Source organism: Micromonospora sp. NPDC005979 (assembly GCF_040614415.1).
Lineage (GTDB): Bacteria > Actinomycetota > Actinomycetes > Mycobacteriales > Micromonosporaceae > Micromonospora.
Window position 1 is genome coordinate 14,193 of sequence record NZ_JBEXUR010000014.1, and the last position, 24,943, is coordinate 39,135.

Genomic DNA, 24,943 nt, shown 5'->3' on the forward strand with positions numbered 1-24,943 from the left:
CCGTCACGCGGTCGGCGGTTCGTCCTCGCCGGCCTCCTCGGCCCGGTCCGCCTCCTCCTTGGTGTGGTGCACCGCCTGGTCGGCGTGCTCCGGAGGGCCGTAGACGGTGTAGAGCACCAGCGGATTCGGACCGGTGTTGACGAAGTTGTGCTTCGTGCCGGACGGGACGACGACCAGGTCACCCGCGACGACCTCCCGCTTCTCGCCGGCGACCCGGGCCTCGCCCGTCCCGCTGACGAACGTCAGGATCTGGTCGATGCCCTCGTGCACCTCCTCACCGATCTCCCCGCCCGGCGGAATGGTCATGATCACCAACTGGGTGTGCTCGCCGGTCCACAGCACCCGCCGGAAGTCCGGGCTCTTCTCGGCGACGGTCGCGATCGTGAAATGCTCCATGGCCCGCTCATACCCCGTTCGATCACGCGTCACGCCGGGACTGGCAGATGGTGGAATTCCCCACGGTCGGCAGGTTTGGATCCGTGCCGACCGGGGATCGACAACGCTGACCGGCGCGAACGGCCGGTCGAGCCAGGTCCCCGCTGGCGTACCGCCGAACGGCTGCGGTGGTGGGAGACGGCCAGAGCGCGGCGACGTTGCGACCACGAACGCAGCGGCGCCGCGCGCTCGTTCCCGTACGTCTCAGGTGTCGCGGTGCAGCCAGGCGAGCAGGTCGGGCGGGGTCAGCTCCTGCGCCCGCCGCTCGTAGCGGGCCAGCGCGGCCGAGTCGAGCAGGTCACGCCCCTGCCCCGAGCCGCCGCGACGGAAGAAGGCCTGGCGGTTCCGCAACACGCCGAGCGTGTCCGGGGCGAGTTGGTCGGCGCGCTCGCGCATCCGGTCGAACGTGGCCGCCTCGACCAACGCGGGCCACCGTCCGGCGGGCACCTCGACACCCCAGCGGTCGGCCAGCAGTCGCATCTGTGCGCCCAGGTCGGCGCGGAGGTCGTCGTAGTGCACCAGCGCGACGTTCGGCTCGTGCCGGCGGGCCCAGGCGTCGCGCAGGTGCCAGAACACCCCGGGCAGCGAGTCCAGCTCGACGCGCGGGTCGACCTCCTGGTCGATCCAGCTCGGCAGCCACTGCCCGAGCGATGGTCGGTCACGCGGCGGTCCCGCCGGCGCGGGTTGACCGGTGAGCTCCGCGAGTCGGGTCCGGTCCAGGTTTCCCGCCTGGTGGTAGAGGGAGACGGCCATGTCCAGCGGATACCGCGCCACCACCACGTAGTGCGCCCGGGGATCGAGCGGTACCCCGTCCAGCGGGGTGTGCGTCTTGATGAACCGGCGGTGCGGCTGCGCGGCCAACCGCTCGTACACCACCTCCCGCGGCTCGCCCAACCAGTCCAGCCAGGGCGACAACTCGGACAGCGGCGCCGGAAGCTCCGGAGTGCCCAGCACCAGCAGCGCGCAGATCATCTGCATCCAGGTGGTGCCGCTCTTGGAGCGGGTGCTGATCACGATGTCGCCATCGCGGAACGGGAAACCGACCCAGCGGGCGCTGTCCTCGTCGGTGGAGCGGTAACGGTACGGCGACGCGGACATCGGGCGAGCGTAGTCGCCGAACCGACAGCCGGACAGCCGATTTTCGGTACCAGAAAGTGTGGAGGCATGCGAATGCCTGACTAGATTGAAGTATGGTGCCCGCCCACGGGGGCCGGGCAGTGGCGCCGGTCTACCGCCCCATCCTCGCCAGCCGCCGACGCGGCGAGCTGGAAGCCCTGACCCACCTCGATCCCGCGGCCGTCCCGTTGATCGCGCCGATCCTGGAGGTCGAGGCCGTCGACCGTTCCACGAGGGACGGCCTGCGCCGACTACCGGTCGGCCTGCTGCCGGCCGTCGACGTGACCGCACAGCCCGACTCGGTCGACACCGAGCTGGTCCGGTGGGGCGTACCGTTGATGCCCGTCATCGGCCTCGCGGAGAGTGAGCGGCGGCTCGTCGCGCACGGCGCGGCGGCCCGGGCGTACGCCCGGCGGGCGCTGGTCCGGGTGCGAGCCGCGCACGACCGGGCGGGCCCGGACGCGGACACGACCGCCGTCGAGCGGATCTGGCGGCACACCGGCCTCGCGCCGGAGGAGTGCGACCTGCTGGTGGACGCGGGTGACGTCTGCTGCCCGGCGGACGTACGGGTGGCGGAGCCCCGGGTGAGGCGGCTGCTGGACTGGGCCCGTCGCCACGCCTGGCGCTCGGCGACGGTGGCGGCGGGCGGCATGCCGCCGACGCTGTCCCGGCTGCCCATCGACGAGCCGGTTCGGCTGGAACGCTGGGACTGGCAGCTCTGGCAGCGGCTGGCCGACGTCGGAGTCGACTACGGCGACTACGGGGTCGGTTCGGCGCTGCCCGATTCGGGAGACCCCGGCGACCGGCTACCCACCGTGCGGTACACCGCCGACGACGGCTGGTGGGTCTACCGCTGGTCGCGCCGGGGCGGCCGGGGCGACGACCGCTTCGCCGACCTGTGCCGAACGCTGGTGACGGCACCGCACTGGTCGGGCGTCGGCGCCACATTCTCCTGGGGCGACCACGAGCTGCTCCGCCGCGCACGGCGAGGGGCCGGGGCCGGCTCCGCCGCCAACTGGACGGCGTGGAGCACGTCGCACCATGTGGCGCACGTCCTCGCCGCACTGCTGCGACCCGACGACCCCGGCCAATCGGGTTGGGACTCCCGGCCGGGGCCTCCGCAGCGGGGGCGATCGCCCCGGTGAGAGCCCCTACTGCTTCTCGGTGAAGCCGAACTGGATGATGCCCTCGTCGTCGACGGTGGCGTCCACCGAGGCGTCGCCGAGCAGTTCGGCGGCGTCCGGGTCGAGGAAGATCCGCGCGCCCTGGTTGTCGACGACCTGGTCACCCTGCTCCGGCTCGGGCACCAGCTCCACGGTGAGCGATCCGGCGTCGGTGTCGGCGGCGATCCGCACGCCACCGTCCTGAGCCACGTCCTGCTGGTTGGCGAGGTCACGGATGACGAGCACGGCGTTGTCGGTCATGGTGAGCATTGGTGGAACTCCTCGTGGTTTCTCGGCTCGCGGTCGCTTCTCGTGCAGAGGCGGACAATCGACCCGCGTACGAGCACGCGTGGGAGGCGACGGGAGATACGGACGGTCATCGCCGTCGCGTCGAATCGGGGCGGCTGACGGGCCCCTTCCCAGCCCACGGTGCCCGCTACCGAGCGATACGTCAAATAGAGCCGGATCAGTCCCGCTCTCGCTTCCGCGCTGGTCACGACGCTGATTTGCCCACCAGCGAGCGGAACTATCCTTACGCTGAGTAAATGATGGATGACGCCCGCCGTGCGGCCGCCGAATTCCTCGGCACGCTGCTCCTGGTCTTCTTCGGCGTGGGTGCGGCCGTCGCCGCGCGGGTCCAGGGCGGCGTGGTGGTCGTCGCGCTGGCCTTCGGGTTCGTCATGCTGGCCCTCGTCTACACGATCGGCCCGCTCTCCGGCAGTCACGTCAATCCGGCGGTTACGCTCGGCGTCCTGCTCTCCGGCAAGATTTCGGTGATCGGCGCTGTCGCCTACTGGATCGCGCAGTTCGTCGGGGCGACCGTGGCCGGCTTCCTGCTCTGGGCACTGACCCGGTGGGGTGACGTCGCGGACCAGACCGGGGCGCTGGGCTCGAACGGGTACGGCGCGCACATCAACCGGGGTGGTGCCGCCGTACTGGAGATCGTGCTGACCTTCCTCTTCGTCCTGGTCGTGCTCGTCGTGACCAGTCGCAGCGAGAACCCCGGCATCGCGGGGGTTGCCATCGGTCTGGCCCTGGCCGCGACCCAACTCGTCGGCGTGACGCTGACCGGCGCGGCGGTCAACCCGGCCCGCGCCTTCGGCCCGGCCGTCTTCGAGGGCGGGGTGGCGCTCCGCCAACTCTGGGTGTTCATCGTCTTTCCGCTGCTCGGCGGGGCGCTCGCCGCGTTGGTGGCCCCGCTGGTGATGGGCGGGCAACGGCACTACTGGGGCGGCCACGAACGAGGGCTCGGCCGACCGGGACACCGCGAAGGGCAATAAGCTTCGTAGGAGAGTCTTCTCCGGCGATAACCTTCATGGCAGCATCGGCGCATGCACCGTCGTCTCTTTCCGCGCGCCGTCGCCCTGCTCGCGCTGGTCGCCACCGTGGCCACCGTGGGCGCGTCCGGCGCCACCGCCGAGTCGCCCACCCCCGCGACGACCCGACTGCGCGCCGCCATCGACGCGATCCTCGCCGACAGCCGCTTGGCCGGCGCGCAGACGTCGGTGGTCGTCGTCGACACCAGCACCGGGCAGACCCTCTACGACCGCAACGGTGACCGGCGGCTGATCCCGGCCTCCAACACCAAACTGCTGACCTCGACCGCCGCTCTGGGGCTGCTCGGTCCCGGCCACCACTTCCGCACCGACGTGCAGACCACCGGCCCGCGCCGCGGCGGGCTGCTCTCCGGCGATCTCTACCTACGCGGCGGCGGCGATCCGACCATGCTGGCGGCCGACTACGACGCGCTCGCCGCGCAGGTCGCCGCCGCCGGTGTCCGGGTCGTCACCGGCAACCTGGTGGCCGACGACACCCGCTACGACCGCGCCCGGTTGGGCCCGGACTGGACGTGGGACGACGAGCCCTACTACTACGCCGCGCAGGTCTCCGCGCTGACCGTCGCCCCGGACACCGACTACGACGCGGGCACCGTGATCGTGCACGCCGCGCCCGCCGACCGGGCCGGCGCCCGGCCGGTGGTCACCACCACACCACCCACCAGCTACGTCCGCATCGACAACCGGGCCGAGACGGTCAGCGAGGGCGAGACCTCGATCTCCATCGAGCGTGCGCACGGCGGCAACACGGTCGTGGTGACCGGCCAGATCGCCGTCGGCGACGAGCCCACCAGCGACTGGGTGACCGTCTGGGAGCCCACCGGGCTCGCGGCCGAGGTCTTCCGGGCGGCACTGCGCCGGCACGGCGTGCGGGTGCTCGGCCGGACCGTACTCGGCGAGCCCACGCCGGAGACGGCCAACCCGGTGGCCAGACACGACTCGATGAGCCTGGGTGAGCTGATGACACCCTTCCTCAAGCTCTCCAACAACGGGCACGCCGAGGTGCTGACCAAGGAGATCGGCCGGGTGCTCTCCGGCACCGGCACCTGGTCCGCCGGTCTCACCGGGATCAGCGAGTACGTCGCCGACACCGGAATGGACACCGGGACGCTGCGCCAGCGCGACGGCTCGGGCCTGTCCCGCCGCGACCTGGTGCCGGCGGCGGAGTTCGTCGACCTCCTGGCCGCCGTGCGAGCCCAGCCCTGGTTCCCCACCTGGTACGCGGCGCTGCCCATCGCGGGGCAACCGGAGCGGTTCGTCGGCGGCACGCTGCGCAGCCGGATGGCCGGTACCCCGGCGGCGGGCAACGTCCACGCCAAGACCGGCAGCCTGACCGGTGTATCGGCGCTGTCCGGCTACGTCACCAGCGCCGACGGCCACCTGCTCGCGTTCTCCATCCTGCTCAACAACTACCTGACGGCGTCGGTGAAGGCGCTGGAGGACCAGATCGCGGTGACGTTGGCCAGCCATCGCGAGGACGGCGCGAGCGCGGCCCGGGTCGCAGCGCCCGAGGTGCCCCAGGCTCCGCGTACGCCGGAGGGCGTGGAGTGCTCCTGGGTGAAGCCGATCACCTGCTGATCAGCACGTGGGTCAGGCGGGTCGCTTCGGTGTGGGGGGTACCGCCGCGGGGTCGCCGCGCTCGATGAGCGCGGCGATCTCGGCGGCGTGCAGGCCGCGGAGCGTCAACACCCGGGTGCCCCACCGGTGCAGCCGGCACGGGTGGGGGCTGGCGTCGTTGCGACAGACCACCCCACCGGACCAGCGCCGGGGCGCGTGTACGACCACCGCGCGTACCGCGAACTGGGCATCCTCGCCCGTCACGTACGGCGGCAGGGGGATGTCGCGGAGCACCTCCGGCTCGTCGACGCCGGGAGAAACGGCAGGACGGACGCGGTGGGCGGTACTGCTGCTCATCTGCGCTGCCTCCACAGTGGAAGGTGGACGGGGACAGCAGAAAGTTACGTCGTCACCGACGGAGGGCGACGGACAAACTGTCCCGCTCAGCGCAGCGCGACGGCTTGGAGGCCGACGTTCCCGCAGTGCTCGGTGTAGACCTTCTCGACCGTCCAGCTCACCACCAGCCGGGCGTCCTTCGGCGCCGCGAACCGGATGACGAACTGGGCGCTCTGACTGGTGTACGGGTCCTCCAGGCGGAGGGTGCTGACCGGCCCGCCCGTCGACAACCGCACGTCGAGCCGACCGCGCGCCATCCAGATTCCGGCGTACACCTGGACCGTGCGCGGCGCACCGCTGCCGACGACCGTCAGGCTGAACCCATTGCCCACGCCACAGGTGTAGACACCGTCCGAGCTGCCCCGGTCCCAACGGTCGGGCACGCCGTCGGACCAGCGGACGACCTCCTGGTTGCCGTCCCAGCCGATCCGGCGACCCTTTCCGCCCCCGTCGACGATCTCCCCGGAGCCGGACTGCTTGCGGACCGTCGAGTTGCCGCCGCCCGGCCCCCAGTGCATCCAGTCCCGGGTGCCCACGGCGGTCAGGTCGACCTCGGCGGGCACCTCGGCGCGGGTCACCGACAGCAGCGACGCGGCCGGCTTCTCCGACTCGGGGGCGGGTGGGCTGGTCGACGGCGTCGGCTCGGGTGAGGGTGGCCGCTGCCGGGGCCGCAGACCCGGCAGCGCCGGGCCGGCCTCGCCGGTACGTCCGTCCGCGCCCGGCAGTCCCGTCGGACGGGCGGCGCCGGCGGGCACACCGCCCGGGCCGCCGACCGTCGCGTCGCCCGAATCCGGGCCGGACCGCGAACCGAGGTACGCCACGAGCACCACGAGACAGACGACCGCGCCGACCCCTTCCAGGGCCCAACGCCGCCGCTGCCGGGCGCGAGCGAGCCGACGCAGCGCTCGGTGACCCAGTCCGGCCGCAGCGGATCGTGGCCGGTGCGACGCGGGTCGCGCGGCCGGCTCGTCCCCGGCCCGCGAACCATCCCGCGTACGGTCCTCGTCCGCCACCGACTCCTCCACGTTGCCGCCCGACCGCCACCGCACGTGACGGATCGACCGTCCACTGTGGGTCGTTCACGATTGCACCGGCGTGGTCGACACGCTAAATCGGGACAGCATGACGTGTCCAGTCCGGATCGGGACGGTATGGGACGGCCGTCTCACCGTCCGGCGGTCACCCCGGGTCAGCCGATGCGGAAGCCGAGCGCCTGCGCGATGACGAGAGCCTGCTCGGCGTCCACGAGCGCGCCGGCCCGCTCGACCGAGGTCGGGTCGAGCGCGGTGAGATCGCTGCGCCGCAGGTCGGCGCCGCCGAGGCGGCAGCGCTGAAGTTGCGCTCCGGAGAGGTCGACGCCGGTCACGGTGGCCCCGGTGAGGTTCGCGCCGGTCAGGTCGGCCTCGCGCATCCGCACGTCGCTCAACCGGACGGCGCGCAGGTCCGCGCCGGGTAGCGCGACGAACGACCAGTCGCCGCCGTCGACGCGCAACGGGCGCAGCTCGCACTGAACGAAGGTGCTGCCCACCAGCTTGCAGCCGGTGAACTCGGCCTCGAAGAAGTTGCAGCGCTTGAAGACGCAGCGGGTGAACGCGGAGTCGAGGTGCCGGGACGCGTTGAACCGCACGTTGCCGAACGTGCATCCCGTGAAGACCGCGCCCCGGGTGACCGCCTCGGTCAGGTCCACGTCGAAGAACTCGCAGGCAACGAAGTGGCGGTCGGCCAACTCCTCGCCGTACCAGTCCTCGTTGCGGAAGGTCACGTCCTCGGTCAACTCCGGCATTCGGCCAGGCTAGTGCCGCCGACCGACACCACCGGGGAGCCGCCCCTTCCGGTAGCGGCGTACCGGCGAGTAGTTTCGGCGGCGTGAGTGTGGCGCGGAGCAAGGACCCGGATGAGATCGGCTTCGACCCGGAACGGCTGGCCCGGATCGACGAACACTTCGGCAGGTACGTCGACGACGGCCGGCTCGCCGGCTGGCAGGTGGTGGTCACCCGCCGCGGCGAGGTGGCGCACTCCTCGACGTACGGCCTGCGGGACCGCGAGTCGGGTGCGCCGGTCGGGGCGGACACGCTCTGGCGCATCTACTCGATGACCAAGCCGATCACCTCGGTCGCGGCGATGATGCTGTGGGAGGAGGGCCGCTTCGAGCTGACCGACGAGATCAGCCGCTGGCTGCCCGAGTTCGCCGACCTGCGGGTCTACTCGAAGGGTTCGACGCTCAAGCCGTACACGGTGCCGGCGACCGAGCCGATCCGGGTCTGGCACCTGCTCACCCACACGTCCGGCCTGACGTACGGCTTCATGCAGACGTCGGTGGTCGACGGGCTCTACCGGGCCGCCGGCTACGACATGTACCCGCCGGCGGGCGTCGACCTGGCCACGGCCTGCGCGGCCTTCGCCGAGTTCCCCCTGCTCTTCGAGCCCGGCACGGCCTGGGGTTACTCGGTCGCCACCGACGTGCTCGGTCGGCTGGTCGAGGTGGTCTCCGGGCAGAGCCTCGACGCCTTCTTCGCCGACCGGATCTTCGCCCCGCTGGGCATGACGGACACCCGGTGGTGGGTGGAGGGCGACGAGGCCGAGCGGCTGGCCGCGCTCTACGCGCCGGATCCGCGCACCGGGCAGGCGTTCCGCTACGACCGGCTCGGCGCTCTGGCGCACCACAAGCCCGACCTGCTCTCCGGTGGCGGCGGCCTCATCTCCAGCGCCGCCGACTACCACCGCTTCACCCAGATGCTGCTGCGCGGCGGCGAGTTGGACGGCGTACGTCTCCTCGGGCCGCGCACGGTGCGTTTCATGGCCCGCAACCACCTGCCCGGCGGGCAGGACCTGGGCACCCTGTCCACCGGCGGCTTCGCCGAGAGCACCCTGGACGGGGTCGGCTTCGGCCTCGGCTTCGCGGTCGTCGAGGACCCGATTCCGAGCCGGGTGCCGAGCAGCGTCGGCGAGTACTACTGGGGCGGGGTCGCCAGCACCGCCTTCTGGGTGGACCCGACCGAGGAGATCACCGCGATGCTCTTCACCCAGCTCCTGCCGTCGAGCACCCATCCCCTCCGCTCCCAGCTGCGCCAACTCGTCTACGCCGCACTCGTCGACTGAGGGCGCGGGGTCCGTCGCCCACGGCTGACGGACCCCGCACCGCAGCTCAGCCGAGCTGCTGCGGCTGGATCGCGCGGATCTTCGCCGGCTTGCTGACGGAGAGGTTCGAAATCAGGTACGCCGGCACGCTGCCGTCGGGGAACACGGCCCACAGGTCGGCCACACCGTCGGCGTTCATGTCGGCGGCGACGAGGCTGCTGATCGCCACGCCGGTGTTCCAGCCCGAGGCGAGCCGGTACTGGCTGTAGGCGAGCGCGCCGGTCCCGTCGCCGCCCGACCGGGTTCGTCATAACGGCATCTCCGGGGCGGGCCGGCCCTAGCCTGGGCTGGTGAGCACCATCGTCGTGTTTGGCGCGGGCGGCACCGCCGGGTCGCGGATCGCCGCCGAGGCCGTCGACCGGGGACACCGGGTGATCGCCGCGGTCCGTCGCCCGGAGGCGACCTCGTACCTCCCGGACGGGGTGCGGACGGTCACCGGCGACGCCACCAGCGAACGCAGTGTCCGGGAGTTGGCGCCGGACGCGGACGCGCTGGTGGTGGCCATCGGCGGCGGCGAGCGCGGGCTCTGGCGCACGGCCGCCGAGACCCTGGTGACCACCCTGCGGCCCATGCCGGCCGCGCCCCGGATCATCCATCTGGGTGGCGGGTCCACCCTGCTCACCCCGCGCGGCACCCGCTTCCTCGACGAGCCGGACTTCCCCGAGCAGTACCGGGACTCGGCGATGGGCCAGGCCGACGCTCTCGACTACTACCGCAGCTCCGCCGACGGGGTGCGCTGGACCTACGTCTCGCCGCCGCCGCTGGAGTTCCATCCCGGCGACCGCACCGGGCACTACCGCACGGGCACCGACGAGCCGGTCACCGATGACCAGGGCCGGTCGGTGCTGACCTACGAGGACCTCGCGGTCGCGATCGTCGACGAGATCGAGCAGCCCCGGTACCTGGACACGCGCTTCACCGCCGCGTACTGATCAGCGCGACGATCGGCGGACGGCTCGGCCCTCAGCGGTCGGTTCGAAGCGGGCGGTCAGTCGGCGAGGCGGGCCGGGAAACCGCCGGTGGCGATCGGACCCCAGGCGTCGATGGTCACCCGGATCAGCGACTTGCCCTGGCGCACCATCGCCGCCCGGTAGTCGTCCCAGTCCGGGTGCTCGCCGGAGATGCTGCGGAAGTACTCGACCAACGGCTCCAGCGCCTCGGGCAGGTCCAGCACCTCGGCCGTGCCGTCGATCTGCACCCACGGGCCGTTCCAGTCGTCGGAGAGGACGCACGCCGTGACCCGGGGGTCGCAGCGGATGTTCGTCACCTTCGCCCGCTCGGGGTACGTGGACACCACCAGCCGACCCTCGCCGTCGATGCCGGCGGAGACCGGGGAGGACTGCGGCCGGCCGTCGGCCCGGGTGGTCATCAGCACGACACGGTGTCGCGGCCGGAGGAAATCGAGCAGGGTGTCCCGGTCGACCCGGGTGTTCTTCGCGATGCTGCGTGCCATCACTCGTTCCTACCAGGCCGGCGGCGGGTCCGCGGGCGGTGGGGGTCAGCGGGGGTCGGCGGCCGCCCGGTGCACCGCCTGGGTGGGCACGCGGGGCCGGCCGGCCGGGCGCCACGCCCGGCCGTTGGCATAGATCACCCGAAAGCCGAGGTACGAGGCGAGTGGCGCCCAGTGCGCCGAGCCCATCCGCAGTTCGGCGGCGTTGTGCCGTTGCCCGTTGGCCAGCACGTCGAGCAGGACGGTTTCGAAGGCGGCCGATTCAACCCAGTCGACGTCCCGGGTGAAACCGCAGATCAGGGCGGCGCCGGTGACCTCCAGGAACTCGCGCAGCACCGCGTCCGACGCGCGCAGCACCGAGCAGCTGCCGAAGTAGAGCCGCCGCCCCTCGCAGCGGCCGGCCATCAACTCGGCCACCTCGTTCAGCTCCACCGACTGCCAGTCGGTGAGGCAGAGCCGGCTCGGCTCACCGTGCATGGCGAAGAAGCCGACGCGGTGGTCGGCGTACTGCTTGAGCAGCCAGCGGTCCAGGAAGTAGAACAATTCGTCGCGGGTGGCGGCGTCCTTGTGGATGAAGCGGATCTTGCCGAGTCGTTCCAGCAGTTCGAGCGTGGGCAGCACGGAACCGCGTTCGTTGAGGTCACGGTGCCACTGACCCTCGACACAGAAGACGCCACCGCGTGCCACGTGCACCTCCGCCAGTTCGCCGCCCGAGCCTGACGTTACCGCCCTCCCAGGGAGGAGGAACATCACCCTGGGTGCGCCAGAATGCGACGTTCGGTGCCGTTCCCGCTTTCCCGGGCCGATCGGGGGAAATGGCTGTTTCGCAAATCAGCCGAATTCACAGGCGGCGCCCAGGAACGGGCCAATCGTGAGGACAATTCTCGTTATTGCCGCCAACCGCACTGATCAGTGCGATGGTGGAAATCGCGGGACGTCCCGGTCGATGTCCCCGAGCCACCCCATTCGCTCTCCTATCGGGAGGACTTCTGTGCGCGTAAACACCTTGAAGCGAGTTGCTGTCGCTTTCGCCCTGGCGTTGCCCGGGGCAGCGATCGCCTCGGTGGTCGCCGCGCCGGCAGCGTACGCGGACGGCTGTTACACCTGGAACCGCAACCTCTACCAGGGGCGCTCGGGCGACGACGTCCGTCAGCTGCAGATCCGGGTCGCCGGTTGGGCCGGCTACCGGGACATCGTCGAGAACGACGGCCGCTACGGACCGAAGACCGCCGCCGCGGTGAAGCGGTTCCAGCAGGCGTACGGGTTGCGCGCCGACGGGATCGCCGGCCCGCAGACGTACGCGAAGCTGTACCAACTCCAGGACAACGACTGCACGCCCGCGCACTTCAGCTACAACGAGTTGGACAACGGGTGCGGGGGCAGCGGGTGGAGCGGCGGTCCGTTGTCGGCGGCCCAGACCAAGCAGAACGCGCTGCGCACCATGTGGAAGTTGGAGGCGTTGCGCAAGAGCCTCGGCGACAAGCCGCTGAACGTGACCAGCGGTTTCCGCAGCCGTGCCTGCAACAACCAGGTCGGCGGCGCGTCGGACAGCCAGCACCTGTACGGCCACGCGGCCGACGTCACCTCACGGACATCGTCCCTGTGCACCGTCGCGCGGGACGCCCGTAACCACGGCTTCAGCGGGATCTACGGGCCCGGCTACCCGGACCACGACGACCACGTGCACGTCGACTCGCGGCGCGAGAACAACAGCGACAGCAGTTCGAACACGACGAACTGGTCCGCGCCGGACTGCGGGATCGGCGCTGGCAACGACTGAACCAGACGGTCGGCGTGACGTCGGCCCGGCGCGGTGGGGAAACCTCCGCGCCGGGCCGACGCCCTGTCGCCCCGGGCAGAGCGGGCCGAGCGGGCCGTGGGGTGACGCCGCTCAGCTCGCCCGGGGCCAGCGCGGCGCGGTGACACCGGGACTCACCGGGCGGCTGGCAGGCGCGGGTCGTACCCCCGTGGGGGTGGCCCGCGCGGCCTGGTGTCGCGAGGGCAGTCCGGCCCGACCGGGCGGCGGCGCCGGATAGCCGGCGGGCGTGGCCGGCCGGACGCCGGCGGGACGCGCGGACGACGGCCCGGTCGCGGTGAACGGGAACGGCACGTGCACGAACGGGTTGCCGTGCCGGATCAGCGCCTCGATCTGCCGCTCGTTGAGCCCGTGCGCCTCCAGGACCCGACGCCCCCAGCGGTGCAGGCGGCACGGGTAGGACGCGCCGTCGTTGCGGCACAACGGTCCGGTCGGCCACTCCTCGGCGGTGTGTACGACCACCGCCCGGACCGCCAGCCGGACATCCTCGGGGGTCAGTGGCGCCGGCATCGGCACCTCACCCAGCACCTGGTCGATGGGATCCGTCGACTGCTCACCAACACGCACGGCAGGCCTCCCGCAGCTCGGCAGCGGTACGGCGGACTGACCGCACCGACATCCTCGGGCAGTGGTACGGCCGGCATCGGACGAAGGTTCAATTCCGATACGCGGTAAGCAGATCCTCCGGCGACAGCACACGAAGCCCATCGACGGCGGTGCCGCTGCGCGACACGGCAACGGTCGGTACCGATTCGTCCGCTCCGGGCAGCCGGGACCGGTGCAGGAGCAGTCGGCCCAGGTCATGGGCATCGAAGGGGCGGTTCTCCTGCCACTTCACCGAGCCGACGAAGCAGATCCGCTCTGCGACGGGCCCCCGATCGGCACCGACGATGTCGATCTCCGGGTCGTTCGTACGCGTCCAGTAGCCGCCGATCACCGACGCTTCGGCCGGCAGCGTGTCTCCGGGCAGCCGGCGCATCGTCTCGCGGACGACAGGCTCGATCGCCCGGCCCCGCCAAGACGTCCACGATCGCAGGATCCGCTGCAGGGTCAGATCACCTCGCCCACGCTCGATCTCGGCCAGGTGGGGTCCCAGGAACGACAGCCAGAAACGCAGATACGGGTCAGCCACCGCATACCGCGTCTCCCGTGACGGCTTGGTCGACAGCGGGACGGTGACCTCCACGGCCCGCTTCTGGGTCAGCAGACCCAGGGCACGGTTCAGGGACGCCTGCGGTAGGTCCCCCGCCGCACGGGAGATCAGCGTGAAGGTCCGCTCACCGGAGCCGATGGCCCGCAGCACCAGACCCGCCTGGGACTGCGGTGGAAACTCCGCCGCGAGCGCGCGTTCGCCGCTGACCAGCAGGGCCGAGGTCGGATCGCGTACCGCGTCGGCCAGATAGTCGTGCACCGACGCACCGGTCGGCCACTCGTCGAGGATCAGCGGCAGACCCCCGGACACCAGGTAGGCGTCGAACGCGTCGGCGGCGGAGAGGTCGAGCATGTCGCGGACATCGGCCGGGCTCAGCGGAGGGACGACCATCTCGGTGGCCCGCTGGTGGAACGGCCGACCATAGTCGTTCAGGGCTTCCATCATGGCCAGGTCCGAGCCGACGCAGATCAGCAGGACCGGCCGCCGGGACAGCTCGCGGTCGAAGACCTTCTGCAGCGTGCCCTCGAAACCCGGATCGCTCGCGATGAGGTACGGCATCTCGTCCAGGACAACGACGCTCGGCCGATCGGTCGGCAGCGCGGCGGCGAGCAGGGTGAGCGCGGCGTCCCAGGTCCGTGGTTGCTGCTCGCTCAGCAGTTGGGCTTCGGGCAACGTGGAGGCGGCCGCCGCTTCCACGAAGAGGGCGAGGTCGGCGGCGGCGGAGGGCTGCGCGGAGGCGGTGAAGAAGAGGTGCGGGACCTCAGCCCGCTCGACGAACTCCTCCACGAGCCGGGACTTGCCGACTCGGCGGCGACCGCGCATGAGCAGCGCGCGCCCCGGCCGGCCAGCACGGCCACCGCGAGCTACCCGGGCGAGCATTCCGTCGAGCAGGGCCAGCTCACGCTCTCGTCCCACGAAGCCGTCCATGCAACCACCCTTGATGCTGTCATTTTTGGAACACTCAAGAATGAGTGTATCAATGACAGTGGTGCGAGCCAGGTCGAAAGGTCAGACGAGGTCGGCGTCGTGCACGAGCAGGGCCACCTGGACCCGGTTGTTGAGGTCGAGTCGGGTCAGCAGCCGGGAGACGTAGGCCTTCACCGTCGCCACGCTCATGAACAACTCCCCCGCGATCTCGGCGTTGGTGTAGCCCCGACCCAGGGCGATGGCGACCTGCCGTTCCCGCTCGCTGAGCGCGGCGAGCAGGCGCAGCGCCCGTTCGCGTCGCGGATCGGGGCCGGGCGGGCCCGGGTTGGCGGCGGTCACGTGGTTGATCAACGTGCGCGTCACCGACGGGGAGAGCATCGCCTCGCCTCCGGCGACCCGGCGTATCGCGTGCACGATGTCCACCGGCGGGGTGTCCTTGAGCAGGAAACCGGCCGCTCCGGCGCGCAACGCCCGGAGCACCTGCTCGTCGGCGTCGAAGGTGGTCAGCACCAGCACCTCGGGCGGGTTCGGTTGCCCGCGCAGCGCCTCGGTGGCGGCCAGCCCGTCCACCCGGGGCATCCGGATGTCCATCAGCACCACGTCCGGGGCGTACGCGGCGACCGCTGCGGGAACCTCTCCGCCGTCGGCCGCCTCGCCCACCACCCGCAGGTCCGGCAGGCCGCCGAGGATCATCGAGAGCCCCGCCCGGACCAGCGCGTCGTCGTCCACGATCAGCACCCGCACCGGCCCCGCCCCGCCGGTCGAACCGAGGCTGCCGTGGGCGCTGGGCACGTCCGGAGAGCCAGGCCCGCTGGGCGGCGCGGTCACGCCGGCCACGGCAGCCAGGCCGCCAGCCGGAAGTCACCGGTGTCGTCCCGCCCGTAGGCGAGCCGGCCGCCGGCCAGGGCGACCCGTTCGCTGATGCCGACCAGGCCGGTGCCCGCGCCCGGGAGCGTGCCGCCGACCGGAGTGCCCACCGGCCACCGGTTGGCGATCGCCACGGTCAGCCCGGCGCCCGGGCCACCGGTCACGTCCACGGTGACGGCCGCGCCGGCCGCGTGCTTGCGGGCGTTGGTCAGACCCTCCTGCACGATCCGGTAGGCGGCCCGGCCCAGCGCCGCCGGCACCTCCGCCGACCGGCCCACGCTGTCGCTGACGTTGACCCGCACTCCGGCCGTCCGCGACTCGTCGATCAGGGCCGGCAGGTCGGCGAGGGTGGGCTGGGGCGGCTCGGGCGCGTCGCCGGCGCCGTCGTCCTCGGCCCGGAGCACCCCGATGACCTCCCGCAGGTCCTGCAGGGCCGCGTGGGCGCTGCCCCGGATCACCCCGGCGGCGCGGGCCACCTCGTCGGCGGGTGCGTCGGGGCGGAACTCCAGCGCTCCCGCGTGCAGGCTGAGCAGGGAGATCCGGTGGGCCAGCACGTCGTGCATCTCGCGGGCGATGCGGGTGCGTTCGAGGTGGCGGGCCTGGGCGACCCGCAACTGCTGTTCGGCCTCGGCCCGCTCGGCGCGTTCGCGCAGCGAGACGATCAACTGCCGCCGGGCCCGCACGAACATCCCCCAGGCCAGCACGGCCAGGGTGATCACCGCGCCCCAGGACACGGTGAGCCAGTACGGCATGGCCGGATCGGGACGCGCCCAGCTGAACAGCAGGTTGGTGAGCAGGCCGACACCGGTCACCGCCACCGCGACGGCGGTACGGCGGTGCACCACGACGGTGAAGTACACGATCAGCAGCGGGATCGCGGAGGCCATCGAGAACGTGCTCAACGGCAGAGTGGCCAGCGCCAGTCCGAGCGGCCACCGGCGGCGCAGCCAGAGCAGACCGCAGCAGACCAGCCCGATCAGGGCGTCGGCACCCACCATCCAGTCGTGCGGAAGCGGCACGGCCGCCTCGGGATTGGGCGAAAGGCTGTCGACGGTGACGAACAGCACCCAGAGCAGGCTGATGAGGAAGGCCAGGCTGTCCACCACCCAGTCGCGGGTGGTGCGACGCGGACGGGCGCGCTCGGGCTCCGCCGGCACCACCAGCTCCCCGGGCAACAGCCAGGGGTGCTCGGGGACGGCGATGCTGGTCACGCGCCCATGCTAGGCAGCTACCGGTCCGGACAACCAGCTACCAAAGTCTCGACCCGGGCGTCGACCAAGGTAGCTGCGGCACCGACCGGCGGCCGCAGCGGATGGCCGGGCGGCGGCGGCAGGCTCGACCGCATGATCACCGTGGAGAACCTCACCAAGCGGTACGGGCCGCACCCGGCGGTGGACGACGTGTCGTTCCGGTGCGAGCCCGGCACCGTCACCGGCTTCCTCGGTCCCAACGGGGCCGGCAAGTCGACCACCATGCGCATGATCTGCGGGCTGACCACGCCGACCGCGGGCCGCGCCACCGTCGCCGGGCACCTCTACCGGGAGCTGCCCAACCCGGGGCGGGAGGTCGGTGTGCTGCTGGACGCCTCCGCCCAGCACGCGGGCCGCACGGGCCGCGAGGCGTTGACGCTGTCCGCGTACACCATGGGTTTGGACAGGCGCGAGGTCGCCGCGAAGCTCGACCTGGTCGGGTTGAACGCCGTGGCGGCGAAGCGTCGGGTACGGGCGTACTCGCTGGGCATGCGTCAGCGGCTCGGCCTGGCGCAGGCGCTGCTCGGCGACCCCCGGGTGTTGATCCTCGACGAGCCGGCGAACGGCCTGGACCCGGAGGGGATCTTCTGGATGCGGGGTCTGCTGCGCGACTTCGCCGACCGGGGCGGCACGGTGCTGCTCTCCTCCCACCTGCTGCGCGAGGTGGAGGCGGTCGCGGACCGGCTGGTGGTGATCGGGGGTGGCCGGATCGTGGCCCAGGGCGGCAAGGACGAGCTGCTGGCCGGCGGCGGCACGGTGGTGCGGGCGCGTGACGACGTGGCGCTACGTCGGGCACTGGACGCGGCCGACCTGACCGCCACCGACAGCGCCGACGGCCTGCTCGTGCAGGCCGACGCCGAGACCGTCGGCCAGGCCGCGGCCGACGCCGGCGTCGCGCTGGCCGAGCTGCGCCCGGCCGGCAGCGGCGGCCTCGAACAGCTCTTCCTCACCCTGACCGCCGGCGAATCCACCCGGGAGGCCGTCCGATGACCACCACCACCGCGCCCACCGCCGACGCCGTCGCGCCCCGGCACCATTCCCCGGTACGCCGACCGTCACTGCTCCGGCTCACCGCCGTCGAACTGCGCAAACTCGTCGACACCCGGGCCGGCCGCTGGTTGCTGATCACCATCGGCCTCGTGGTCGTCGCGGTCGTCACCCTCCTGCTGATCTACGCGGAGGACGCCGAACAGACCTTCGGCACCTTCTTCGTGACCTCGCTGCTGCCCGCCAACGTGCTCCTGCCGGTGCTGGGCATCCTGTCGATCACCAGTGAGTGGTCGCAGCGGACCGCCCTCACCACGTACGCGCTGGTCCCCCGACGGGAACGGGTGGTGACCGCGAAGCTGATCGCGGTGGTGCTGGCCGCAGTCGCCTCCGTGCTTGTCGCCCTCGCCGTCGCCAGCATCGGGACGCTCGTGGCGTCGGCCACGGGCGGTGCGGGCACCTGGCAGGTGGGCGCGACGCTGATCGTCAACGGGGTGATCGCCCAGGTGGCCGTGGTGCTGATGGGTGCCGCCTTCGGCCTGCTGCTGCTCAACACGCCGTTGGCGATCGTCGGCTACCTGCTGCTGCCGACGCTCTGGTCGGTGCTCGGCGGGATGGTCCGGCCCCTGCGCGGTCCGGCCGGATGGCTGGACACCAGCCGGACCATGGAGCCGTTATTCAGCAGCGATGCGCTCACCGGCGACCAGTGGGGGCGGCTGGTGGTGTCCCTGCTCGTCTGGATGGTCGTTCCGTTGGCCGCCGGCCTGGTCCGGACGCTGCGCCGCGAGGTGTCCTGACCATGGACGCGGCCGACTACCGCCCCCGCACAGTGGTCACCGGTGGTCCGCTGGAACTGGTCGTCCTGTGGGGTGGCTTTCCACTGCTCGGCGCGGGCGCCGGCTGGCTCCTCGCCGCGTCGACGGGGTGGCTGGCCCGGTTGTCGTGGGTGCCCTTCGGCGACCTCATCAGGTGGTTGGACCGGCTGCCCGAGCCGCCGGCGACCCTCGGCGCGGTGGCCGTCGGCGTCCTGGCCGGCCTGGTCGTCGCCGGGGTCGGCACCGCCGAGCGGCTGATCGTCACCGTGGACTCCACGCAGGTCCGGTTCCGCCGCGCCGACCAGTCCCGCGGCGTCGCGCGAGCCGACACCCGGGTCGCCTTCCTGGCCGACAAGCACGTGGTGCTGCTCGACGGCGACGGCGCGGAACTCGTCCGGGAGTCGACGGACCTCCCGGCGGCCCACCTGGCGGCGGCGTTCCGCGCGCACGGCTGGGCCTGGACGGACGACGACCCGCACCGCTCGGCGTACCGACTGTGGGTGCCCGACCTGCCGGGGCTCCCGGTCGGCGCGGACGCCCTGCTGTACGCCCGCGAGCGGGCTCTCGAACGGGACCGTCGCGACGACGTACGGGAACTGCGCCGCGAACTCGGTCGGCTCGGGGTGGTGCTGCGCGACGAGGGCAGACGCCAGTACTGGCGGACCGTTGCCCCCGGGGCAGGACGGCCGACTTCGGCCGAGCGGGAGCCCGAGGGGCGGTAGCGTCAGTCCCAGGAGATCCTGGGAGCGCGCGATGACCGAGCAGCAGCCGTACCGGGTGGTGTCCCGACACCCCGGCTTCGAGCTGCGCCGCTATCCGGCCCACCTGGTGGCCGAGATGCGCATCCAGGCGTCGTTCACCCGGGCGCCGATGGAAGCGTTCCGGCCGCTGGCCGCGTACGTCGGGGGCGCCAACCGGGCCCGGCAGCCGGTCGGATCGGCCGTGCCGGCGACCTCCACGGCCGACGGCGCGGCGAAGATCCCGATGACGCTGCCGGTCGTCCAGGTCGAGGGTGAGCGGCCGGGCGCGTACCTGATCCAGTTCGTTCTGCCGGCCACCGTGACCGCCGCGACGGTGCCCGAGCCGGTGGACGCCCGGGTACGGATCCACGAGGTACCGGCCCAGCTGGCGGCGGCGATGCGGTTCTCCGGCCGGTGGACGGAGCGGGCGTTCAGCCAGCGGGCCACCATGCTGGGCCGGTCGGTGACCGCCGCCGGGCTGCAACCCACCGGTGCCATCCGGTACGCGCGTTTTGATCCGCCGTGGAAGCCGTGGTTCCTGCGCCGCAACGAGGTCGTGCTGCCGGTCGTGGAGTGACCGGGCGGCGGTCCGGCGGGCGGTCATCCGACCGAGCCGAGCGGGGACCGACCGGGACGGTGACGCAGTGCCCGCCACGTCGGCAGCACGCTGGCGAGTACGGCCAGCAGCAGGCACAGCCCCACCACCGCACCGACGACCGTCCACGGCACCACCAGGTCGACCGGGGCGCCGACCTGCTCGGCGAGACCGGCGCGGATGCTGAGCAGACCGACGAACGCGACCGTGCCACCGAGCAGCGCGCCGATCAGCACCACCAGGGCGGACTCCGCCGTGACCAGCCAGACGACCTGCCGCCGGGTCGCCCCGGCCAGTCGAATCAGCCGCAGGTCCGCGGCCCGACCGGCGGCGGCCAGCAGCAACGTGTTGGCGACCGCGATCGCGCCGTAGCCGGCGGACACCCCGATCAGCAGCACCGTGAACAGCCAGACCAGGCGGTCCTCGGCGGCGTCCGCCTCGGCCGCCCAGGTGGCGACGTCGACGACCCGCCCACCGACGGGCGGTGCGATCCGGTTTCGGACGTACACCGTGGACGTCTGGGCCGACGGGTCGTGCGCCCGCACCACCGCCCGGGGCACCAGCAGGTCACCGGGGAGGGAGTCGTCGGTGACCACGGCGACGACGCGCAACGACACCGTCGTTCCGTCGGCGAAGACCACGTCGTACGGCGCGGACGGGCGCAGGTTCGTCGCGGCGGTGACCACCACCGTGTCGTCGCCCTGCAGGTCGTCCAGCGAGCCGGCGACGACGGTGAGCACACGGTTCGCGGCGGCGAAGCCCGCCGGGTCCACCCCGAGGGCGGTGAGTGGACGGTTCGCCGGCAGCTTTCCTGGGTCGGTGCGGTAGACCGTGGTAGGCAGGAGGGCGATGCCGCCGGTCTCGGCGACCGCCGCGTCCGACAGACCGGGCCCGGAGTCGGGCACGACGATCCAGCCGGCGTTGACGTTGTCCGCCCGACCGGCCGCGTACGCGGCGCTGGTGGTGCGCACCATCCCGGACACCAGCACCGCGAACGCGACCGTGAGCAGCACCGGCGCGGCGATGGCGGCGGTCCGTCGGGTCGCGGTCAACGCGCTGCCCCGGACCAGCATCCCGATGGCTCCCCCGCCTCGTCGCACCGGTGCGCGCAGGAGCCGTACGACCGGTCCGACCACCGCCGGCGCGAGCACGGTGGCGCCGGCCACCAGGGCCATCACCGCGTAGAGGGCGTACTGCGCGGCGATCCGGGCCTCGTCGGCCGTCGCCGTTCCGACGCTGAGCGCCATCCCGACCGCCACCAGGAGCACGCCGATGGCGACCCGTACCCGCCCGATCGGCCGCTGCTCCACCGCCGCCTCACGCAACGCCTCCAGCGGGCGGACCCGCGCCGCCCGTCGGGACGCCGACCAGACCGCCAGCAGCGCGATCACCGGCCCGGCGGCGAGCGAGACCGCGACCGGCCAGAGGTGGTAGCGGACCGCGAAGGTCACCGGTTCCAGACCGCCGTCGACCAGCAGCCGCCCCACCGCCGGGGCGAGCGCCGCACCGACCAGCAGGCCGACGACTCCACCGCCGGCCCCGACGGCGAGCGCCTCGGCGTACACCAGGCGGCGGACCTGACGCCCGGTGGCGCCCACGGCGCGCAGCAGACCCAGCTCGCGGCGGCGCTGCGCGACGGTGAACGCGAAGGTGGAGGCGACCACGAACACCGTGACGAAGCCGGCGAGGGCCGCCGTGGCGGTGAGCACCTGCATGCCGATCCACCGGGTGCGGGCGTCACCGCGAGGCTCCAGGGCGCCCCGGTCCTCGCCGGCCAGCACCCGCCCGTCGCCGCCGACGACAGCACGCGCCGCGAGCGCGACCCGCTCCGGGTCGGCGTCGGGCGCGAGCAGCAGCCCGATCGTCCGGACACCGGGCGCCAGCGCGGCGGCCACCTCGTCCGCGACGTGGACGCCGGGCGCGTCGACCAGACCGCTCACGGTGTACGGCTCCAGACCCGAGGCGGTGAGAAGGGTGACCGGCCTGCCGATCGGCAGCCCGAGCGCACTGTCGACGACCACCTCGCCGGCCCTGCTGGGCGGACCGCCGGCCGTGGTACGCACTCCACCGAGCTGGGCGCTGGACCACCCGTGCCCCTGGTGGGCGTCCTCGCGCCGACTGTCGGCGGCCACGGGGTGACCGTCCACGATCGGCTGGGCGTAGAAGGTCCGGTCCGGAACGGCCGCCGCGACGCCGGGCAGTGCGCCGAGTCGACCCACGAGCGTCGCCGCCACGTCGGCGGACCAGGGGCGGGTCGGCACGAACGAGTCGGCCGAGGCTCCCGCCTCCGGGCTCTGCACCACCACCGCCGCCCGCGCCAGCCGGTCCGGCACCTGCGGACGTCCGGAGGCGAGCAGCAGGGTCGCCGCCGCGACCAGCGCGACCCCGAGAGCGACGGCCACGAACGCGCTGGCCGAACGCCGGACGCTCACCACGACGGCTCCCCGACGGTCTCCCGCTCGGCGATCCGGGCGGCGACAACGGCGGCGGTGATCCCGCCGGTCAACTCGTCGACCACGCGCCCGTCGGCGAGCAGGAGAACCCGGTCGGCGTACGCCGCGGCGGCGGGATCGTGGGTCACCATCACCATGGTCTGCCCGTGGTCGTCGACGAGTGCGCGCAGCAGCCGGAGCACCTGACGCGACGCCCCGCTGTCCAGCGCGCCGGTCGGCTCGTCGGCGAAGAGCACCGCCGGACGGGTGAGCAACGCGCGGGCCACGGCGACACGCTGCTGCTCGCCACCGGACAGCTCGCTCGGCCGGTGCCCGGCCCGGTCGGCCAGTCCGACGGCGTCGAGCGCGGCGGCGATGTCCCGGGCTGGCGGGCGGCGACCGGCCAGGCGCGACGGCAACTCGACGTTCTGCGCGGCGGTCAGCGTGGACACCAGGTTGAACGCCTGGAACACGAAGCCGATCCGGTCCCGCCGCAGTCGGGTCAGCTCGTCCTCGCCGAGGTCATCGAGGCGTACGCCGTCGATCGTGACGGTCCCCTCGGTCGGGCTGTCCAGCCCCGCCGCGCAGTGCAGCAGGGTGGACTTTCCCGAGCCGGAGGGGCCCATCACCGCCGTGAAGGTGCCGCTCGCGAAGCTGGTCGTCACGCCGTCCAGCGCCGTCACCGGCCATTTCGACGTGCCGTACACCGCGCGCAGCCCCGTCAGGGTCACCGTGTCTGTCGTCATGGCCGACACGGTGCCAATTCCGGCGGGTGGTACGCGTCGTGCCAGCGCGGACACTTTCCGACCCGCCCCTGGGTGGACCTCGGGCGCGAACGGCGACCCGACGTCCTCCCCGAGGATGACGGCCCACGGGTGGACGCGCCCGCCAGCGCCGGTCGATACCGTTCGTACCGTGCTCGCTCACCTGCTGTCCCGGCGACTACGGCCGGCGGACCTGTACATCGTGGACGCCGTACTGGCCGTGGCGGTCGGCGGCCTGCTCTGCCCGTACGCGGCGTTGGAGTCGCCGCTGCACGGTGGCGTCCGCGAGCCGCTCTGGGTGTCCGTGCTGGTCGGGATGGCCCTCGGGCTGCCGTTGGCGGTCCGGCGACGCTGGCCGGTCACCGTCGCGGCAGTGATCAGCGCGGTCGCCACGGCCGCCCTGATCACCGGTGTGATCCCCAACTTCGCCGCTGCCGCGCCGGCCCTCGCCATCGGCCTGTCCTTCTACACGGTGGCGGTGTCGACGACCGCGCGCCGATCGATGCTCAGCGCCGCCGCCTGCCTCGCCCTGGTGAGCGTGGCGCTGGTGTGCACGGCGGGCGACCTCTGGTCCCGGACCGGTGCGGTCGGCTATGCCCTCGTGATGATCGCGCCGGCCTGGCTGATCGGCTGGCTGGTCCGGGAGCGCCGCGCCCTGGCCAGCCGGCAGAGCGACCACCTGGTCCGGCAGGCCGCCACCGAGGAGCGCCTGCGCGTGGCCCGCGAGCTGCACGACGTGGTGGCGCACACGCTGAGCCTCATCGTGGTGCAGGCCTCGGTCGCCAACCACGTCGCCGAGGCGGACCCCCGACAGGCGGGCGCCGCCCTGCGGGTGATCGAGGAGACCGGCCGCAGCGCGTTGACGGACGTACGTCGGGTCCTCGGCGTCCTGCGCGAGGGAACCCCGTACGCCCCGACACCCGGCCTCGACGAGCTGCCCGTGCTCGCCGAGCAGGCGGCGATCGGGGGTGTCGACGTGCGTCTCGACGTACGGCGGGAGGAGCCGGCCGCAGCGGTGCCGGAGTCGGTGGGCCTCGCGGTCTACCGGATCGTGCAGGAGGCGGTGACCAACGTGGTGAAACACGCTGCTCCGGCCGCATGTCGGGCCACGGTGACAGTCCTGCCGACCGAGGTGCGGGTGGAGGTGACCGACGACGGCCGGCGCCCGGTGTCGACGGTCGGCGGGGGGCACGGGTTGATCGGCATGCGGGAACGAGTGGCGCTGCACGGCGGGGAGTTCCGGGCCGGTCCCCGCTCCGACGGCGGCTTCGCGGTGACCGCCAGCCTGCCCTACCGGGTCGCCGCGTGATCCGCGTACTGATCGCCGACGACCAGGCGCTGCTGCGTGGCAGCTTCCGGTTGCTGGTGGACCTCAGCGGGGACTGCACCACCGTCGCCGAGGCGGGCAACGGGGTCGAGGCCGTGGCGTTGACCGGGCGGCACCGGCCGGACGTGGTGCTGATGGACGTCCGGATGCCGGAGATGGACGGCATCGAGGCGACCCGTCGGATCTGCGCCGACCCGGCGACGGCCGACTGCCGGGTCATCATCCTGACCACGTTCGACCTGGACGAGTACGTCTACGGGGCGCTGCGCGCCGGGGCCAGCGGGTTCCTGCTCAAGGACACCCCGCCGGCGGACCTGCTGGCCGGGATCCGGGTGGTCGCCGCCGGTGAGGGGCTGCTCGCGCCGACGGTGACCCGCCGGCTGATCGACGAGTTCGCCCGACGTCCGGAGCCGAGCCGGCCGGTGCCCCGACGGCTCGACGGGGTGACCGACCGGGAACGGGAGGTGCTGGCGCTGATCGCCCGAGGCCTGTCCAACACGGAACTGGCCGCGCATCTCAACCTCAGCCAGGCCACCGTCAAGACGCACGTCGGGCGGCTGCTGACCAAGCTCGCGGTCCGCGACCGGGCGCAACTGGTCATCGTGGCGTACGAGACGGGTCTGGTGGGGCCAGGCGGCCTACGCTGAGCCGGTCGGCCGTGCGGACCCAGGAGGAGCC

The 24,943-nt window shown here is 72.7% G+C and carries 27 protein-coding genes; 12 read left to right on the forward strand and 15 right to left on the reverse strand.

The features are described from left to right. Window positions 1-3 precede the first annotated feature (3 nt). Complete coding sequence (locus ABZ272_RS22610) at window positions 4-396, reverse strand: cupin domain-containing protein (protein WP_355051904.1); 393 nt, start codon at window positions 394-396, stop codon at window positions 4-6. A 243-nt stretch (window positions 397-639) separates the two neighbouring features. Then, a complete protein-coding gene (locus ABZ272_RS22615) occupies window positions 640-1,533 on the reverse strand; it encodes a sulfotransferase domain-containing protein (RefSeq protein WP_355051905.1) in 894 nt (297 codons plus the stop codon). A gap of 92 nt (window positions 1,534-1,625) precedes the next feature. On the opposite strand from ABZ272_RS22615, the gene ABZ272_RS22620 reads away from it, so the two are divergent. Next, a complete protein-coding gene (locus ABZ272_RS22620; protein ID WP_355051906.1) occupies window positions 1,626-2,696 on the forward strand; it encodes a hypothetical protein in 1,071 nt (356 codons plus the stop codon). 6 nt (window positions 2,697-2,702) lie between these two features. On the opposite strand, the gene ABZ272_RS22625 is transcribed toward ABZ272_RS22620, so the two are convergent. Continuing rightward, window positions 2,703-2,984: an adhesin gene (locus ABZ272_RS22625; protein ID WP_355051907.1), complete on the reverse strand. Its 282-nt coding sequence runs from the start codon at window positions 2,982-2,984 to the stop codon at window positions 2,703-2,705. Window positions 2,985-3,259: 275 nt separating this feature from the next. Here ABZ272_RS22625 and ABZ272_RS22630 point away from each other — a divergent pair, with 275 nt between their 5' ends. Continuing rightward, window positions 3,260-3,994: an aquaporin gene (locus ABZ272_RS22630; protein WP_355051908.1), complete on the forward strand. Its 735-nt coding sequence runs from the start codon at window positions 3,260-3,262 to the stop codon at window positions 3,992-3,994. A 51-nt stretch (window positions 3,995-4,045) separates the two neighbouring features. Continuing rightward, window positions 4,046-5,629, forward strand: coding sequence for a D-alanyl-D-alanine carboxypeptidase/D-alanyl-D-alanine-endopeptidase (dacB, locus tag ABZ272_RS22635; RefSeq protein ID WP_355051909.1), 1,584 nt, complete (start codon window positions 4,046-4,048; stop codon window positions 5,627-5,629). 12 nt (window positions 5,630-5,641) lie between these two features. Here dacB and ABZ272_RS22640 read toward each other — a convergent pair whose 3' ends face one another. The 3 genes from ABZ272_RS22640 to ABZ272_RS22650 all read right to left on the reverse strand — a co-directional run bounded on the left by ABZ272_RS22640 (window position 5,642) and on the right by ABZ272_RS22650 (window position 7,787). Then, on the reverse strand, window positions 5,642-5,965 hold the full coding sequence (locus ABZ272_RS22640; RefSeq protein WP_355051910.1) for a hypothetical protein: 324 nt from the start codon (window positions 5,963-5,965) through the stop codon (window positions 5,642-5,644). 86 nt (window positions 5,966-6,051) lie between these two features. Continuing rightward, window positions 6,052-7,017: a hypothetical protein gene (locus ABZ272_RS22645; protein WP_355051911.1), complete on the reverse strand. Its 966-nt coding sequence runs from the start codon at window positions 7,015-7,017 to the stop codon at window positions 6,052-6,054. A 176-nt stretch (window positions 7,018-7,193) separates the two neighbouring features. Beyond that, window positions 7,194-7,787 (reverse strand): pentapeptide repeat-containing protein, encoded by a 594-nt coding sequence (locus tag ABZ272_RS22650; protein ID WP_355051912.1) that lies wholly within the window; start codon window positions 7,785-7,787, stop codon window positions 7,194-7,196. A gap of 83 nt (window positions 7,788-7,870) precedes the next feature. Between ABZ272_RS22650 and ABZ272_RS22655 the strand changes: the two genes are divergently transcribed. After that, window positions 7,871-9,103, forward strand: a complete 1,233-nt coding sequence (locus ABZ272_RS22655; RefSeq protein ID WP_355051913.1) for a serine hydrolase domain-containing protein — start codon at window positions 7,871-7,873, stop codon at window positions 9,101-9,103. A 46-nt stretch (window positions 9,104-9,149) separates the two neighbouring features. Here ABZ272_RS22655 and ABZ272_RS22660 read toward each other — a convergent pair whose 3' ends face one another. Then, on the reverse strand, window positions 9,150-9,311 hold the full coding sequence (locus ABZ272_RS22660) for a hypothetical protein (RefSeq protein ID WP_355051914.1): 162 nt from the start codon (window positions 9,309-9,311) through the stop codon (window positions 9,150-9,152). Between the two features lie 121 nt (window positions 9,312-9,432). Between ABZ272_RS22660 and ABZ272_RS22665 the strand changes: the two genes are divergently transcribed. Then, window positions 9,433-10,074 (forward strand): NAD(P)H-binding protein, encoded by a 642-nt coding sequence (locus ABZ272_RS22665; protein ID WP_355051915.1) that lies wholly within the window; start codon window positions 9,433-9,435, stop codon window positions 10,072-10,074. A 56-nt stretch (window positions 10,075-10,130) separates the two neighbouring features. Here the strand turns inward: ABZ272_RS22665 and ABZ272_RS22670 are convergent, their stop codons facing one another. Together ABZ272_RS22670 and ABZ272_RS22675 are read right to left on the reverse strand one after the other, a co-directional pair. Further along, a complete protein-coding gene (locus ABZ272_RS22670; protein ID WP_355051916.1) occupies window positions 10,131-10,595 on the reverse strand; it encodes a PPOX class F420-dependent oxidoreductase in 465 nt (154 codons plus the stop codon). Between the two features lie 45 nt (window positions 10,596-10,640). Continuing rightward, entirely contained in the window at window positions 10,641-11,279 is a 639-nt protein-coding gene (locus ABZ272_RS22675; protein WP_007456059.1) for a DUF6642 family protein, read from the reverse strand. A gap of 304 nt (window positions 11,280-11,583) precedes the next feature. On the opposite strand from ABZ272_RS22675, the gene ABZ272_RS22680 reads away from it, so the two are divergent. Then, window positions 11,584-12,372 (forward strand): D-Ala-D-Ala carboxypeptidase family metallohydrolase, encoded by a 789-nt coding sequence (locus ABZ272_RS22680; RefSeq protein ID WP_355051917.1) that lies wholly within the window; start codon window positions 11,584-11,586, stop codon window positions 12,370-12,372. Window positions 12,373-12,483: 111 nt separating this feature from the next. Here the strand turns inward: ABZ272_RS22680 and ABZ272_RS22685 are convergent, their stop codons facing one another. From ABZ272_RS22685 to ABZ272_RS22700, 4 genes are all read right to left on the reverse strand, one after another. Continuing rightward, window positions 12,484-12,975, reverse strand: coding sequence for a hypothetical protein (locus ABZ272_RS22685; protein WP_355051918.1), 492 nt, complete (start codon window positions 12,973-12,975; stop codon window positions 12,484-12,486). Window positions 12,976-13,063: 88 nt separating this feature from the next. Beyond that, window positions 13,064-14,488, reverse strand: a complete 1,425-nt coding sequence (locus ABZ272_RS22690) for an ATP-binding protein (protein ID WP_355051919.1) — start codon at window positions 14,486-14,488, stop codon at window positions 13,064-13,066. 81 nt (window positions 14,489-14,569) lie between these two features. Continuing rightward, window positions 14,570-15,334: a response regulator transcription factor gene (locus tag ABZ272_RS22695; RefSeq protein ID WP_355052039.1), complete on the reverse strand. Its 765-nt coding sequence runs from the start codon at window positions 15,332-15,334 to the stop codon at window positions 14,570-14,572. Then, the gene (locus tag ABZ272_RS22700; protein WP_355051920.1) at window positions 15,313-16,566 is read right to left on the reverse strand and encodes a histidine kinase; all 1,254 of its coding nucleotides are present in this window, start codon (window positions 16,564-16,566) and stop codon (window positions 15,313-15,315) included. Before ABZ272_RS22700 ends, ABZ272_RS22695 begins: the two co-directional genes overlap by 22 nt. A gap of 132 nt (window positions 16,567-16,698) precedes the next feature. On the opposite strand from ABZ272_RS22700, the gene ABZ272_RS22705 reads away from it, so the two are divergent. The 4 genes from ABZ272_RS22705 to ABZ272_RS22720 are packed head-to-tail and all read left to right on the forward strand — an operon-like array spanning window position 16,699 to window position 19,724. After that, window positions 16,699-17,595, forward strand: a complete 897-nt coding sequence (locus tag ABZ272_RS22705) for an ATP-binding cassette domain-containing protein (protein WP_355051921.1) — start codon at window positions 16,699-16,701, stop codon at window positions 17,593-17,595. Continuing rightward, window positions 17,592-18,389 carry an ABC transporter permease gene (locus ABZ272_RS22710; RefSeq protein WP_355051922.1) on the forward strand — a complete coding sequence of 266 codons (798 nt, stop codon included), beginning with the start codon at window positions 17,592-17,594 and terminating at the stop codon, window positions 18,387-18,389. Before ABZ272_RS22705 ends, ABZ272_RS22710 begins: the two co-directional genes overlap by 4 nt. A 2-nt stretch (window positions 18,390-18,391) precedes the next feature. Continuing rightward, complete coding sequence (locus ABZ272_RS22715) at window positions 18,392-19,129, forward strand: hypothetical protein (RefSeq protein WP_355051923.1); 738 nt, start codon at window positions 18,392-18,394, stop codon at window positions 19,127-19,129. Window positions 19,130-19,160: 31 nt separating this feature from the next. Next, a complete protein-coding gene (locus ABZ272_RS22720) occupies window positions 19,161-19,724 on the forward strand; it encodes a heme-binding protein (protein WP_355051924.1) in 564 nt (187 codons plus the stop codon). Between the two features lie 23 nt (window positions 19,725-19,747). Here the strand turns inward: ABZ272_RS22720 and ABZ272_RS22725 are convergent, their stop codons facing one another. Then, window positions 19,748-22,174 (reverse strand): ABC transporter permease, encoded by a 2,427-nt coding sequence (locus ABZ272_RS22725; protein ID WP_355051925.1) that lies wholly within the window; start codon window positions 22,172-22,174, stop codon window positions 19,748-19,750. Then, window positions 22,171-22,920 (reverse strand): ABC transporter ATP-binding protein, encoded by a 750-nt coding sequence (locus ABZ272_RS22730; protein WP_355051926.1) that lies wholly within the window; start codon window positions 22,918-22,920, stop codon window positions 22,171-22,173. The genes ABZ272_RS22725 and ABZ272_RS22730 overlap by 4 nt, the downstream gene beginning before the upstream one ends. Before the next feature lie 169 nt (window positions 22,921-23,089). Here ABZ272_RS22730 and ABZ272_RS22735 point away from each other — a divergent pair, with 169 nt between their 5' ends. Next, complete coding sequence (locus tag ABZ272_RS22735) at window positions 23,090-24,247, forward strand: sensor histidine kinase (RefSeq protein WP_355051927.1); 1,158 nt, start codon at window positions 23,090-23,092, stop codon at window positions 24,245-24,247. Continuing rightward, a complete protein-coding gene (locus tag ABZ272_RS22740) occupies window positions 24,244-24,912 on the forward strand; it encodes a response regulator transcription factor (protein WP_355051928.1) in 669 nt (222 codons plus the stop codon). Before ABZ272_RS22735 ends, ABZ272_RS22740 begins: the two co-directional genes overlap by 4 nt. Window positions 24,913-24,943: the final 31 nt, after the last annotated feature.

Bases quoted from the DNA above. Each gene is read 5' to 3' on its own strand.
- ABZ272_RS22630 (WP_355051908.1), top strand. From the start codon at position 3,260: ATGATGGATGACGCCCGCCGTGCGGCCGCCGAATTCCTCGGCACGCTG.
- dacB (WP_355051909.1), top strand. From the start codon at position 4,046: ATGCACCGTCGTCTCTTTCCGCGCGCCGTCGCCCTGCTCGCGCTGGTC.
- ABZ272_RS22620 (WP_355051906.1), top strand. From the start codon at position 1,626: ATGGTGCCCGCCCACGGGGGCCGGGCAGTGGCGCCGGTCTACCGCCCC.
- ABZ272_RS22715 (WP_355051923.1), top strand. From the start codon at position 18,392: ATGGACGCGGCCGACTACCGCCCCCGCACAGTGGTCACCGGTGGTCCG.
- ABZ272_RS22640 (WP_355051910.1), bottom strand. From the start codon at position 5,965: ATGAGCAGCAGTACCGCCCACCGCGTCCGTCCTGCCGTTTCTCCCGGC.
- ABZ272_RS22610 (WP_355051904.1), bottom strand. From the start codon at position 396: ATGGAGCATTTCACGATCGCGACCGTCGCCGAGAAGAGCCCGGACTTC.
- ABZ272_RS22730 (WP_355051926.1), bottom strand. From the start codon at position 22,920: ATGACGACAGACACGGTGACCCTGACGGGGCTGCGCGCGGTGTACGGC.
- ABZ272_RS22705 (WP_355051921.1), top strand. From the start codon at position 16,699: ATGATCACCGTGGAGAACCTCACCAAGCGGTACGGGCCGCACCCGGCG.
- ABZ272_RS22690 (WP_355051919.1), bottom strand. From the start codon at position 14,488: ATGGACGGCTTCGTGGGACGAGAGCGTGAGCTGGCCCTGCTCGACGGA.
- ABZ272_RS22650 (WP_355051912.1), bottom strand. From the start codon at position 7,787: ATGCCGGAGTTGACCGAGGACGTGACCTTCCGCAACGAGGACTGGTAC.
- ABZ272_RS22625 (WP_355051907.1), bottom strand. From the start codon at position 2,984: ATGCTCACCATGACCGACAACGCCGTGCTCGTCATCCGTGACCTCGCC.
- ABZ272_RS22670 (WP_355051916.1), bottom strand. From the start codon at position 10,595: ATGGCACGCAGCATCGCGAAGAACACCCGGGTCGACCGGGACACCCTG.
- ABZ272_RS22720 (WP_355051924.1), top strand. From the start codon at position 19,161: ATGACCGAGCAGCAGCCGTACCGGGTGGTGTCCCGACACCCCGGCTTC.
- ABZ272_RS22710 (WP_355051922.1), top strand. From the start codon at position 17,592: ATGACCACCACCACCGCGCCCACCGCCGACGCCGTCGCGCCCCGGCAC.
- ABZ272_RS22615 (WP_355051905.1), bottom strand. From the start codon at position 1,533: ATGTCCGCGTCGCCGTACCGTTACCGCTCCACCGACGAGGACAGCGCC.